The 12,370-nt window shown below is 65.6% G+C and carries 12 protein-coding genes; 4 read left to right on the forward strand and 8 right to left on the reverse strand.

From position 1 onward, the window contains the following. Positions 1 to 60: 60 nt before the first annotated feature. Genes H7828_RS01100 through H7828_RS01110 form a run of 3 tightly spaced genes read right to left on the reverse strand, consistent with a single transcriptional unit; the run spans position 61 to position 2,095 of the window. Positions 61 to 864 carry an iron chelate uptake ABC transporter family permease subunit gene (locus H7828_RS01100; RefSeq protein ID WP_226779092.1) on the reverse strand — a complete coding sequence of 268 codons (804 nt, stop codon included), beginning with the start codon at positions 862 to 864 and terminating at the stop codon, positions 61 to 63. Beyond that, on the reverse strand, positions 861 to 1,610 hold the full coding sequence (locus tag H7828_RS01105; RefSeq protein WP_226779093.1) for an ATP-binding cassette domain-containing protein: 750 nt from the start codon (positions 1,608 to 1,610) through the stop codon (positions 861 to 863). The genes H7828_RS01100 and H7828_RS01105 overlap by 4 nt, the downstream gene beginning before the upstream one ends. Next, complete coding sequence (locus H7828_RS01110) at positions 1,607 to 2,095, reverse strand: Fur family transcriptional regulator (RefSeq protein ID WP_226779094.1); 489 nt, start codon at positions 2,093 to 2,095, stop codon at positions 1,607 to 1,609. The genes H7828_RS01105 and H7828_RS01110 overlap by 4 nt, the downstream gene beginning before the upstream one ends. A gap of 84 nt (positions 2,096 to 2,179) precedes the next feature. Here H7828_RS01110 and H7828_RS01115 point away from each other — a divergent pair, with 84 nt between their 5' ends. Further along, complete coding sequence (locus H7828_RS01115) at positions 2,180 to 3,244, forward strand: zinc ABC transporter substrate-binding protein (protein ID WP_226779095.1); 1,065 nt, start codon at positions 2,180 to 2,182, stop codon at positions 3,242 to 3,244. 26 nt (positions 3,245 to 3,270) lie between these two features. Beyond that, the gene (locus H7828_RS01120) at positions 3,271 to 4,167 is read left to right on the forward strand and encodes a nickel/cobalt transporter (protein ID WP_226779096.1); all 897 of its coding nucleotides are present in this window, start codon (positions 3,271 to 3,273) and stop codon (positions 4,165 to 4,167) included. A 20-nt stretch (positions 4,168 to 4,187) separates the two neighbouring features. Here H7828_RS01120 and denD read toward each other — a convergent pair whose 3' ends face one another. Together denD and H7828_RS01130 are read right to left on the reverse strand one after the other, a co-directional pair. Continuing rightward, positions 4,188 to 5,174, reverse strand: a complete 987-nt coding sequence (denD, locus tag H7828_RS01125) for a D-erythronate dehydrogenase (RefSeq protein WP_226779097.1) — start codon at positions 5,172 to 5,174, stop codon at positions 4,188 to 4,190. A 244-nt stretch (positions 5,175 to 5,418) separates the two neighbouring features. Then, positions 5,419 to 6,258: a tryptophan 2,3-dioxygenase gene (locus H7828_RS01130; RefSeq protein WP_226779098.1), complete on the reverse strand. Its 840-nt coding sequence runs from the start codon at positions 6,256 to 6,258 to the stop codon at positions 5,419 to 5,421. Between the two features lie 148 nt (positions 6,259 to 6,406). Here H7828_RS01130 and H7828_RS01135 point away from each other — a divergent pair, with 148 nt between their 5' ends. Next, positions 6,407 to 7,081, forward strand: coding sequence for a hypothetical protein (locus H7828_RS01135; protein ID WP_226779099.1), 675 nt, complete (start codon positions 6,407 to 6,409; stop codon positions 7,079 to 7,081). Between the two features lie 46 nt (positions 7,082 to 7,127). Here the strand turns inward: H7828_RS01135 and H7828_RS01140 are convergent, their stop codons facing one another. The 3 genes from H7828_RS01140 to H7828_RS01150 all read right to left on the reverse strand — a co-directional run bounded on the left by H7828_RS01140 (position 7,128) and on the right by H7828_RS01150 (position 11,797). Then, on the reverse strand, positions 7,128 to 9,419 hold the full coding sequence (locus tag H7828_RS01140; RefSeq protein WP_226779100.1) for a glycosyl hydrolase family 28-related protein: 2,292 nt from the start codon (positions 9,417 to 9,419) through the stop codon (positions 7,128 to 7,130). A 164-nt stretch (positions 9,420 to 9,583) separates the two neighbouring features. Continuing rightward, the gene (locus tag H7828_RS01145; protein ID WP_226779101.1) at positions 9,584 to 10,003 is read right to left on the reverse strand and encodes a DUF4864 domain-containing protein; all 420 of its coding nucleotides are present in this window, start codon (positions 10,001 to 10,003) and stop codon (positions 9,584 to 9,586) included. A gap of 213 nt (positions 10,004 to 10,216) precedes the next feature. Next, entirely contained in the window at positions 10,217 to 11,797 is a 1,581-nt protein-coding gene (locus H7828_RS01150) for a lysine--tRNA ligase (RefSeq protein ID WP_226779102.1), read from the reverse strand. 137 nt (positions 11,798 to 11,934) lie between these two features. On the opposite strand from H7828_RS01150, the gene H7828_RS01155 reads away from it, so the two are divergent. Further along, positions 11,935 to 12,357, forward strand: a complete 423-nt coding sequence (locus H7828_RS01155; protein WP_226779103.1) for a tellurite resistance TerB family protein — start codon at positions 11,935 to 11,937, stop codon at positions 12,355 to 12,357. Positions 12,358 to 12,370 lie beyond the last annotated feature (13 nt).

Consider the following 12,370-nt stretch of genomic DNA (forward strand, 5'->3'; position numbering starts at 1 on the left):
CGCTGATCCTCCTGCACCCGAGGTTTATGTTATCGGTAACAAGCGGCTGTCAAGGCCGGCTTAACCGTCCTCGCGCCGGCGCAGCCCGCCCAGCCCGGCGCTGAGCGCGAAACAGAAGGCCGCCGCGCAGACGATGGTCGGCCCCGTGGGTGTGTCAAAGGCAAAGGCCGCCCACAACCCGCCGATGGCCGAAATCGCACCGATCAGCGCCGCCATGGCGGCCATGCCCTCGGGGGTGCGGGCCAGCGGGCGGGCGGCAGCGGCGGGCACCACCAGCAAGGCCCCGATCAGCAGGGCGCCCACCACCTTGATCGCCACGGCAACGACAACGGCAAGGGCCAGGGTCAGGATCACCTGTTCGCGCCGCGGGTCGATCCCGGCAGCATGGGCCAGGTCGCCGTTCAGCGTTGCCGTCAAAAGCGCCGACCACCGCCAGCCCAGCAGCGCCAGCACCAGCCCCGCGCCACCCCAGATCACCGCCACGTCGCCCCAGGACACCGCAAGGATATCACCGAAAAGATAGGCCATGAGATCCAGCCGCACGCCCGTCAGGAACGACGCCGCCACCAGCCCGACCGCCAGCGCGGAATGGGCCAGCACGCCCAGTAGGGTATCCATGGCCAGCCCCCGGTCGGCCAGCACCGAAACAAGCCCCGCCATCAAAAGCGCCACGACCAGCGCCCCGACAAAGACCGAAAGCGAAAACGCCAGGCTGAGCGCGACGCCCAGGATCGCGGCATGGGCCGTGGCGTCGCCGAAATAGGCCATCCGCCGCCAGACCACGAAACACCCGAGGGGGGCCGCCGCAAGGGCCACGCCAACCCCGGCCAGCGCGGCGCGGATCAGGAAGGGATCGAAGATCATTCTGCGGCCTCGTGGGTGTGATCGTGACCACAGTCGTGATCGTGGGAATGGTTGTGATCGTGGCGGTACAGCGCCAGTGCGCCGCCCGTGCCGGTGCCGAACAGGGCGCGATATTCCGGCGCATCGGCCACCACCTCGGGCTTGCCCTCGCAGCAGATATGGCCGTTCAGGCAGATCACCCTGTCCGAGGCGCTCATCACCACGTGCAACTCGTGGCTGACCATGACGACGCCGCAGCCCAGGCGCTGGCGCACCTCTTCCACCTGGCGATAGAATGCGGCCGAGCCGGGCTGATCCAGCCCGCGCGTCGCTTCGTCCAGCAACAGAAGGTCGGGCGTTTCCAGAAGGGCGCGCGCCAGCAGAACGCGCTGGAACTGCCCGCCCGAAAGCCGCGCCATCTGCCGCGCGCCAAGGTCGGGCACGCCCGCCTGATCCAGCGCCTCGGCAATCTCGCCCCGGTTGCGGCGCACCGGCAACGACAGGAACCGCGCGACGGTGATTGGCAGGGTCGCGTCGATATGCAGGGTCTGGGGCACATAGCCGATGCGCAGCCCCGAAGCCCGCACCACCTGCCCCGACGATGGCCGGACCGCGCCGATCATCGCCCGCAAGAGCGTGGACTTGCCCGACCCGTTCGGCCCGACGATGGTTACGATTTCCCCCCGCGCGAAGGACAGGTCCACATCGCGCAGCACCTCGGCCCCGCCAAGGCGCACCCCCACCCCTTGCAGCGAAAGAAGGCTCATGCGTCGTCCCTTTCGGCGGTGTCGGCGCAGTTCGGACACAGCCCTTCGGCCTCGACCACGGTCTGTTCGATGGTGAACCCCTGGGCCGCCGCCGCCTGCCCCAGCGCCCGGCCCGGGCCCGCCTCGGCCTCGGCCACGGAACTGCAGGCCCGGCAGATCAGGAAGGCGGGCGAATGGTCCTGCCCCGGCTGCACGCAGGCGGTGAAGGCGTTCAACCGCTCGATCCGGTGGGCAAAGCCGTGTTTGACAAGAAAATCAAGGGCCCGGTAGGCGACGGGCGGCTGTGCACCCCGCCCCTCGGCCCGCAGCTTGTCAAGGATGTCATAGGCGCCCATGGCGCGATGCTCGGCCAGCAAAAGCTCCAGCACCCGGCGCCGCACCTCGGTGAACTGCAACCCCTGCTGGGCGCATCGCGCAGCGGCGGCGGCAACGGCGCTGTCGATGCAGGCGGCGTGATCGTGCGACTGAAAGGCGGGCGCGGACATGGCTGTTCTTCCCGATGGGGGCTTGATATGTTATCTTGTATCACCTAAGAGGCGATATGTTATAAGATCACACAGGTTGCAAGAATGTTCAAGCCCCTCACCCTCGCGCTTTGCGCCATCGCCTCTCCGTCTCTGGCCGAAGCCCCCCGCGTCGTGACCGACATCGCCCCCGTTCACGCCCTGGCCGCCCGGGTCATGCAAGGCGTCGGCACGCCGGGGATGATCGTCGCGCCCGGCGCGTCGCCCCATGACTATGCCCTGCGCCCTTCGGATGCCCGGGCGCTGTCGGGCGCTGACCTGGTGTTCTGGATCGGGGCCGAACTGACCCCCGGCCTGGAAAAGCCCCTTGCCACGCTGGCGGGCGATGCCGAAAGCATCGCGCTGTTGCACGCCGATGCCACCCTGGCCCGCACCTGGCGCGAGACGTTCCACAGCGATGAGGAAGACGGGCACGAAGGGCACGCGACCGAAGAGCGCCACGATGACCATGACCATGATCATGAGGGCCATGACGATCACGACCACGAGGAACACGCGCTGGATGACCACGGCCACGGCGATCACGACCATGACGACGAGGGCCACGCGCATGACGACCACAAGGACCACGCGCACGAGGGCCACGCCCATGACCACGACGGCGAAGACCCCCACGCCTGGCTCGACCCCGAGAACGGCAAGGCCTGGCTGGGCCTGATGGCCGAAACACTGGCCTCCCGCGATCCGGCGAATGCCGCGCTTTACCGCGCCAATGCCGCCGCCGGCCAGGACGAGATCGACGCCGCCGTGGCACAGATCGAAACGCTGCTCCAACCGGTCGCCGATCACCCCTATATCGTCTTCCATGACGCCTATCAGTATTTCGAACATCGTTTCGGGCTGCGGCCGGTCGGGGCGATCTCGCTGGCCGATGCGTCAGACCCCAGCCCGGCGCGGATCGCGGCGCTGCGCGATACCCTGCGCGACACCGGGGCGACCTGCGTCTTTTCCGAACCGCAATTCACCTCGGGCCTCACCGACGCGGTGTTCGACGGCACCACCGCGCGCACCGCGCTGATCGACCCGCTGGGCAGCGATCTGGAACCCGGCCCCGATTTCTACCCGGCGCTTCTGCTGTCGCTGGCACGGGCCATCGCCGGTTGCCTGTGAACCGCCATCCCGCCTCAGCCCGATGGATGATCGGCGCGCTGACCCTGGCACTGCTGGCGCTGCTGGCGCTTGGCTGGGCCACGGGCGCGCCCGACACCCTCGCCCGTTGGGCGGCCGAGGGGCAACGGAGCTTCCAGAACGCCATGGCCGCCTCGCTGCGGGCGCTGCGCGCCGGATCGCCCGGCGCCTTTGCCGGGCTGATGGGGGTCTGCTTTGCCTATGGGTTCTTCCATGCCGCAGGGCCGGGCCATGGCAAGGTTCTGATCGGGGGCTACGGCGTGGGGCGCCGGGTGGCCATGGGTCGCCTGACGCTGATCGCGCTGCTGTCGTCGCTGGCACAGGCGGGCACGGCGATTGTCGTGGTCTATGCCGGGATCTTCACCCTTGGCCTTGGCCACACGGCGCTGCGGGGTCTGGCGGAAGATGTCATGGCCCCGGTCAGCCAGGCCGCAATCGGGTTGATCGGGCTATGGCTGTTGATCCGGGGCGCGCGGCGGCTGTGGAAGGCACGCCCCGGGGCCCGCCATCGGCATGACCACGGCCATGACCACGGGCACGGCGATGCTCCCTGCCCCGACTGCGGCCATCGCCACGGCCCCACCCTTGACGAGGTGCACGCCATCGGATCGGTCCGGGATGCCGCGTTGCTGATCGGGGCCATCGCCATCCGGCCCTGCACCGGGGCGTTGTTCCTGCTGATCCTGACATGGCAGATGGACATTGCGGCGGCGGGTCTGGCCGGGGCCTTTGCCATGGGGCTTGGCACCGCCAGCATCACCATCGCCGTCGCCATCGCCGCCACCGGGCTGCGCCGGGGGGCGGTTGTCTCGCTCGCGACCGGAAACCTGGCCCGCATCGCGATACCGGCCATCGAAATCGCGGCGGGCCTGCTGATCGTCGTCGTGGTCGCGCGGATGTTCTGATGCATCCGCGCGGCGGGCGCTCAGCCGAGGCTGCCGCCCAATTCGTCGTCGATATGCACCTGGATGATCTCGTCGAAGCTGCTTTCCGCTTTGAACCCCAGATCGATGGCGCGCTGGGGGTCGAAATCCTCGGCCCAGCCGGAAACGATTTTCGCAATGGTTTCATCGTGTTCGCGCCGGATCAGCGCCACGGCGTCATTGCCCGCCACGCGGCGCAGCGCCTCGATCTGCTCGGCCACGGTGGCGCTCAGCCCCGGCATCGACAGGTTGCGCCGCTGATTCAGCGGTGCGGTATCGAGCGTGGCGGCGTGCAACAGGAACCCGACGGCGGCACGCGGGCTGGCGTGCCAGTGGCGCACGGTGTCAGCCACCGGCAGAACAGCCGGCTGCCCCACCAGTGGTTCGCGCAGGATGTTGGAAAAGAACCCCGACGCCGCCTTGTTCGGCGCCCCGGGGCGCACGCAGATGGTGGGCAGGCGGATGCCGATGCCATCGAAGATGCCCCGGCGCGAATAATCGGCCAGCAGCAGTTCGCAGATGGCCTTCTGGGTGCCATAGCTGGTTTGCGGCGTATGATGAAAGGTATCGCCGATCCTGTCGGGAAAGGGCGCGCCGAAAACCGCAATCGACGAGGTGAAGACCAGCCGCGGCACATAGCTTTCCCGCTGCCCCTCGGCGCGGATCGCTTCGAACAGGAGGCGCGTGCCGTCCAGGTTGATGCGATAGCCCTTGTCGAAATCGGCCTCGGCCTCGCCCGAAACAATGGCGGCGAGGTGGAAGATCACATCGGGCCGCGTCGTCACCAGCGACCCGGCCACGCCGGGCGCCGACAGATCGGCGGCGGTGCGGGTGACGGTGCCATCAAAGCCCTCGGGCGCCGAGGGTTCGACCACATCCACCAGCGACAGCCGGTCGATCCCGTCCGCCCCGGGCAGGCCATCACTGGCCAGCCGCGCCGTCAGCTTGCGCCCGACCATCCCCGCCGCGCCGATTATCATCACATGCATGTCACGCTCCATCCCTTCAGGCCATGCCGCAGCATGGCGGCCGAGCGATCTCTAGCACCCCGCCCCCAGCTTCGAAAGCCTCGCCTCTGACGCCAGGGCAATCCAAAGGCGCGGGCCCTGCCCGCACGACATTTTTTGCGGGCGCCCGCCGCAGCCTCTTGTCCGGCTTGTGGCGGGCGGACCAGGCCGCGCCGACAGGGTGCCTCCGGCGGGATATTTGCGGACCAAAGATGGAAGGGCGGTTCTAGAGATCGCTGCGGACGTGCCAGAGTTCGGGGAAGAGTTCGACCTCGAGCATCCGGCGCAGGTAGGCCACGCCGGAGGTGCCCCCGGTCCCGCGCTTGAAGCCGATGATCCGTTCGACTGTCGTGACGTGGTTGAAGCGCCAGCGGCGGAAATAGTCTTCGAGATCCACCAGCTTTTCCGCCAGTTCGTAAAGCTGCCAGTGTGCCGTCGTGTCGCCATAGACCTCGGCCCAGAGGGCGCGCACCCGGTCATCGGCACTGTGCGGTCTGTCCTGTTGCAGAAGGCCCTCGGGCACCGAAGCGCCGCGCAGTCGATCGAAAAGCATGGTCAGCGCCACGTGGTAGAGGCTGGGGCGGTTCAGCTCTTCGGTCAGGACGCCGTGCCATTCGGGGCGATGTTCATGCACCTTCAGCATTGCGGGTTGCCGGTTGCCGAGGATGAATTCGATCTGCCGGTACTGGTGGCTTTGGAAACCGCTGGAGGCGGCAAGATCACCGCGAAAGGCGGTGTATTCACTGGGCGTCATGGTGCGCAGCACGTCCCAGGCGCTGTTGAGTTGTTCGAATATCCGCGCGACGCGGGTCAGAACCTTGAAGGCCTGGCCCATCCGCCCCGCCTGAAGCGCGCTGCGGGCGGCCTCGAGTTCGAAGACCGCGAGGCGCATCCAAAGTTCGCTGGTCTGGTGCTGGATGATGAACAGCATCTCGTCGTGGGCCTGAGACACCGGGTGCTGGGCGGTCAGGACCTGGGAAAGGGACAGGTAATCGCCATAGGACATCTCACCGTCGAACGACATGCGCGCGCCTTCGGCCGCTGGATCGTGGGGGCAATCGCTCATCTTCGTCTCGCTGTTGTTGGCTGCGAAAGGGTTCGCCAAGTGATCGCACGGCGAAGGGCGGCAAAGCCAGCCCCAAGGCGCGATGCCGGGGCGGCATTAACCAGCCGTTAACCGAAATCACGGAAGGCTGGTGCGATGGAGGTGCCCCTTGCGCAAAGCCCTGTTCCTGGCCTTCGTCCTGCTGCTGCCCGGCGGTATCGCCTGGGGCGGCGCTTGGCCGAGGGAGAAAGGGGGCGTCTTCCTGTCGCTGAGCCAGAACGTCAGCCATGAGGGCAACGGGCGGCCGGACGGGTATCGCGCAATCTATCTTGAATATGGCGTCACGCCCAGACTGACCTTCGGCGCGAAGCTGTGGCAGAGGGCGGATCGGGCCTTTGGCGATGCCCTGGTCTTTGCGCGCTATCCTGTAGGCGACCCCGATGGCGCCCACAGGTTCGCCCTGGGGCTGGCGCTGGGGGTGCGCCACTATGACGGTGGGGAAACACGGCCTGCCGTCCAGTCGGAGGCGTCTTGGGGAAAAGGGTTCCAGTCGCGGTTCGGCGATGGCTGGATGGCGCTGGACGGCGCCTTTGGCCAGACCATCGGTGGGGGCGACAGGTGGCTGAAGCTGGATTTCACCCTTGGGCTGAAGCCGGACGAGAAGACCCACCTGATCCTGCAACTGCGCGGCCACGATGAAACCCGGTCCGGGCGTGTCGCCGTGCTGGCGCCCAGCTATGTGCGCGCAATCAGTGAACGGCTGAAGGTCGAGGTGGGGATGACCTATCGGTTGCGGGGCGCCAACCGCGTCGGCGCCACGCTGGGAACATGGATCGAATTCTGAGGGGGCAGGCAACCGGGGCAGGCCACAGCCCGCCCCGCAGCACAACTCAGAACGGTTTGTCGCAGCGGGCGGTCACCTGAACCCGGCCACGGGTGGGCACCGCCCAGCCCAGACGCACCCGGTTCTGGTTCGGCCCGTCCAGCGGCGTGACCGACGGCATGTCGTGGACGGTGGCCGCGCCCTGGGTCTTCAACTCGCCCTCGGGCACCACGGCGCTGACCGTGCGGGTGACTCCTTCGAAGGGCATGAAGCCGCCGACCGACAGGGTCCAGGTGCTGGCGTTGTCGTTCTGGTTGAACTCCAGCGTGACGGGATTGATGGTGGCCTGGTTAACCCCGTTGAAGGTATTGCCGGCAAAGTTGATCATCCGCGCCAGCCCGTGGTCCAGCCCGGCAATGGAATCGTCCACGCGATCCACCCTTTCGACCTGGCCGTTGATGGATTTGAAGGTGTTGCCCACCACGTTCAGCCCCTGCATGAAATGCCCGGCGCCGAAGGGTTTCACCACGATCCAGCTGAACCAGGGCGCCACGTCGTTGGCGGTGAAGATGCAGCCGGTGATCGACAGCCCCCCGAAGGAGAATTCGTTCGAGAAGGACGGTTCGGCGTCGTGTTCGTTCGTCCACTCGATGAAGGAATTGTCGAGGTAACACCCCGTGATGACCGTTTTCACGTTGGTTTCGGTGAAGACCACGCCCGCCGTGCGCGGCCCGTTGTTGACGTTGTCACCCTGGAACCAATGGTTGCCCACCAGAAGATGGCCATTGCCGAACAAAACCATGGTCGTGCCCAGCCTCTGGAACCGGCTGTCGCGGATCTTGCCGTCGTTGGCGTTGATGTTGAAGCCCACCGACTGGCGCTGCGTGGCGGGCAGCGATTGTTCATCCGAGATGAAGCTGCACCGGTCGATCTGAAGATCCTGGCAACCCTTGCCGATACTGGTGATGCCGCGGTGTTTGGGCTTGGTGATGAAGCAGTCCTTCAGGTGAAAGGTCTCGCCCTCGGGGGCCAGCATGATGCCGCTGGCCAGACCGTCAAGCTGGAACTCGATATCCGTCAGGTTGAACTTGCTCAGCTTGGTGAAGCCGCTGAAATCCAGCGCATAGCGGAAGCGCCGGAAGGTGTAGGTCTGGCTGCCCACGGCATCGTAAAGCGGCTGGCTGAGCGTGACGGTGCGTTGCCCGACATTCTTGTCGCGCACGTAAACCTCGCGCCCCACGCCGTTGCCCGTCACCAGCGACCCGATCTCGATGTTGGCCACGTTCACCACGTCGGTCAGGGTCTTGGGGTTGTTGGTGTTGTAGCGGGCGGTAGAGTTGACGTTGGGCGTGTTCCAGGCCGGGCCCGGCACGCAGTTGAACTGCCCGTTGCGGATGACGCGGCGGATTTCATAGGTGGTCAGGTTGTCCACGGCCTCGGCCATGTCGATCGGGCCGTTCAGTTCGATCCGCCGACCGCCCATGTCCAGGCTTTCGTGATCGGTGTTGTTCAGCAGCGCCTGGAACGCCTTTCGGAAACCCAGCACCTCGTCTCCGAAGGCGTCGATATAGGTAGGCAGGTCATAGTTCTTGCGCAGGATCAGGCGGCGGTTGGCAGGCATCGACAGCGTGCCGACAAAGCGCGTGGTATTGGCCATGGTCACATCGCCGTTCAGCCGGTAGACCCCTTCGGGCACCAGAACGCTGCGCCCGGCCGCGGCGGCATCGGCGGCGGCGAAGGCAGCGGTGTCATCGGTGGTGCCATCGCCCAAGGCGCCGTAATCGCGCACATCGACCCAATCCATCAGGGTGCGGATGAAGGCGCCGGTGATGTCCTCGATCTCGATATCGTCGATCCGCACCACGCCGCCGTTCGGCCCGGTCAGGTCAAGCCCGAAATGACCGTAGAGCGCATCGCGTCCCCAGGCCATGTCGACCCCGTTGCGCGCGCCGATCCCGACGATCGCGCTTACCTCGACCACCGCGCCATAGGCGATCAGCGGCACGGTGGGCCCGAAGGTGGTGACACCGCCCACCGGGTTGCCCCCCGCCCCGCCCGGATAGCCGGCGATGCGCACACCGGGCAGATTGCCCGACACCGCCTTCACCCGCGCGGTGATGCGCAGATAGCATCCCGGCAAAAGCGGTGTCTCGCCGCTATAGCGCAGCCGTTGCGTGCCCTGCACCTTGATCAGTTCCAGCGCCGTGCCGAAATCCTGATCGGCGGGCACCACCGCCGCATTGGGCGCGCCGGCATAGGTGGCCGATCCCGGCGTGCCGTCCTCGCTTGACCAGACGTTCAGGCCGTTCCCGAAGGACGGCGGCATCAATACCAATCCGTCTGTGATCGCTTTGTTCATCGCTGTCCCTTTCGCTGCGCCAGAACCGCCACCTTCCCGAAAACGAAAACCCCGCACGCCGTGGCGGCATCCGGGGTCTCATCATGGGAAGTCGTGGTTTCTGGGCGAAAGGGGTACCAACGGGCCGTTAACCCGGCGCTAACCCACCGTGCGCGCCCCTGTCCTCAGGCGCCCAGCTGCGGCGCCTTGAGAAGTTGCACGCCGTTGATCTGCCAGCCCGATTCCGTCGGGATCATCTGGTAATCCAGCGCGTGAAAGGCCCCCGAGGCATCGCGCACCAGCACCTTCTGCCAGACCTGGCCATTGATGCTGCGCAGCTCGAGAAACTTCAGGTCGCGGGGCCGGTGCACCATGGGATACCCCTGCTGCACCATCGCGCCAAACCTGTCGGCACTGCCGAAGATGCCCCGGATCATGGGCGAGGCATAGGTGAAGGCCGTTTCGAAATCATCGGCCTGAAAGGCCTCGATCTGGTTCCGGATCACGCCTTCGATGGCGGGGTCGGGCATCACTTCGCTGGTCTGGGCGCGAACCATTCCGGCAAGGCCCAGCACAATGGCCAAGGTCAAGATCAGTCGTTTCATCGCATCGCCTTTCCTTTTGCCTCTTTGCAAAATATACGGCGCGAAAGCACGATCAGTTTCACGATTTCGACAGCGAAACCGCGATCACCGCGCAAGGCACGGAAAAGCAATGAAAAGCCAAAGGCACTTTTTCAGGCGCCACCGCATCTGCGATAGCCCATCGAAGGGGAAAGGCCCCCGGCCCCATCGGGGGCCAGGGGCATCGTGCAGCCCCTATTTCGCCAGATCGCCGCGCAGGCCGGATTCGATCAGGGCGATGGATTCGTCGATGCCGTAAAGGGCGATGAACCCGCCAAAGCGCGGCCCCTGCGATGCCCCCAGAAGAACCTCGTAGAGCGCCTTGAACCAGTCGCGCAGCGGTTCAAAACCATGGTCCTTGCCCACCGCGAAGACCATGCTTTGCAGCGCATCCCCATCAAGCCCGCCATCCCAGACCCGCAGCCGCGCCGCCAGATCCTCAAGCGCCGCGCGCTCGCGGTCGTCAGGCAGGCGGAACACCTTCTCGGGCTTCACGAAGTCGTTGTAATACCGCACCGCAAAACCGGCAGCGGCGTCAAGGTCGGTGTGGGTTTCCGGCGTCGCCTCGGGGGCATAGCGCCGGATGAAGCCCCAAAGCGCGTCCTTGTCCTCGGCCGCCGAAACACTGGCCAGGTTCAGCAGCATGGCGAAGGGCACCACCATGTTCGACTCGGGCACATCCGCGCCGTGGATGTGGAACACCGGATTGTTCGCCCGCCCCGCCGCGTCCTGATCGGCATAGGCGCGCAACTGCTGGTGGTATTCATCCACCGCCTTGGGGATCACATCGAAATACATGCGCTTGGCCGTCTTCGGCTTCTGGTACATGAAATACGACAGGGATTCCGTGCTGGCATAGGTCAGCCATTCATCGATGCTCAGTCCGTTGCCCGACGACTTGGAAATCTTGCCGCCCTTGTCGTCGAGGAACAGCTCATAGGTGAAATGGTTTGGCTTGCGCCCGCCCAAAATCTCGCAAATGCGGTCATAGATCGGGGTGTTGGTGCTGTGATCCTTGCCGTACATCTCGAAATCGACGTCCAGAGCGGCCCAGCGGGCGCCGAAATCGGGCTTCCACTGAAGTTTCACGTTGCCACCCGTCACCGGCAACGTCCATTCGCGCCCGTCCTCGTCGTCGAAGGTGATCTCGCCCTTCGCGCCGTCCACATGCTTCATCGGGACGTAAAGAACCCGGCCCGTTTCGGGATGGATCGGCAGGAAGCAGGAATAGCTTTGCTGGCGCTCTTCGCGCAGGGATTTCAGCATCACCGCCATGATGTCATCATAGCGTTGCGCGGCGCGCAGAAGCACATCGTCAAACTGCCCCGAGCGATAGAACTCGGTGGCGGAATAGAACTCGTACTCGAACCCGAAGGTGTCGAGGAACCGGCGCAGCATCGCGTTGTTGTGATCGCCGAAACTGTCGTGGGTGCCGAAGGGATCGGGCACCGAGGTCAGCGGCTTTTGCAGATGCTCCTTCAACGCTTCCGGGTTGGGCACATTGCCCGGCACCTTCCGCATCCCGTCCAGATCGTCGGAAAAACAGATCAGGCGCGTTGGAATGTCCGAAATCACCTCGAAGGCGCGGCGGATCATCGTCGTGCGCGCCACTTCGCCGAAGGTACCGATATGGGGCAACCCCGAAGGCCCATAGCCGGTTTCGAACAGGACATATCCCTTTTCCGGCGGCGCCTTCTCATAGCGTTTGAGCAGTGCGCGTGCCTCTTCGAAAGGCCAGGCCTTTGATTTCATCGCCGCATCGCGCAGATTGGACATCTCGAACACTCCTTGCACCGCCCCCGTGGCAGGCCATCCCGCCGTCCGGCCAGTGTTGGCCGACAACCGCCACTCCCTATTGCCCCAGAGCGGTGGCGTCAATATTCTGCACCGCAACATGAAGGACAGGACACCCCGTGACAGACATCCCCCACTCCCTCACGCCGCCCGATTGCCTTGTGGCGGTCATGATCGCGGTCAGCGCCTCGGACGAGACGATTCACACCGCCGAACTTCTCACGATCGAGAGGATCGTGAACCACCTCCCCGTCTTTGCCGATTATGACCAGGACAGGATCGCCAAGGTGTCGGAAGTGGTCTTCGACCTCTTCAGCGAGGAAGACGGGCTGGACGCCCTGTTCGGCCTCGTGCGCGACAACCTGCCCGAAAAACTCTACGAAACGGCCTATGCCATGGCCTGCGACGTGGCCGCCGCCGAGGGCCATATCGCCGATGGCGAACTGCGCCTGCTTGAGGAAATCCGGTATGAGCTGGACCTTGACCGCCTGCATGCCGCCGCCATCGAACGCGGGGCGCGGGCGCGTCACCTGACGCTCTGACGCCGCTGCCGGG

This window comes from Oceaniglobus trochenteri (assembly GCF_020529025.1).
In the GTDB taxonomy this organism is placed as follows: Bacteria; Pseudomonadota; Alphaproteobacteria; order Rhodobacterales; family Rhodobacteraceae; genus Oceaniglobus; species Oceaniglobus trochenteri.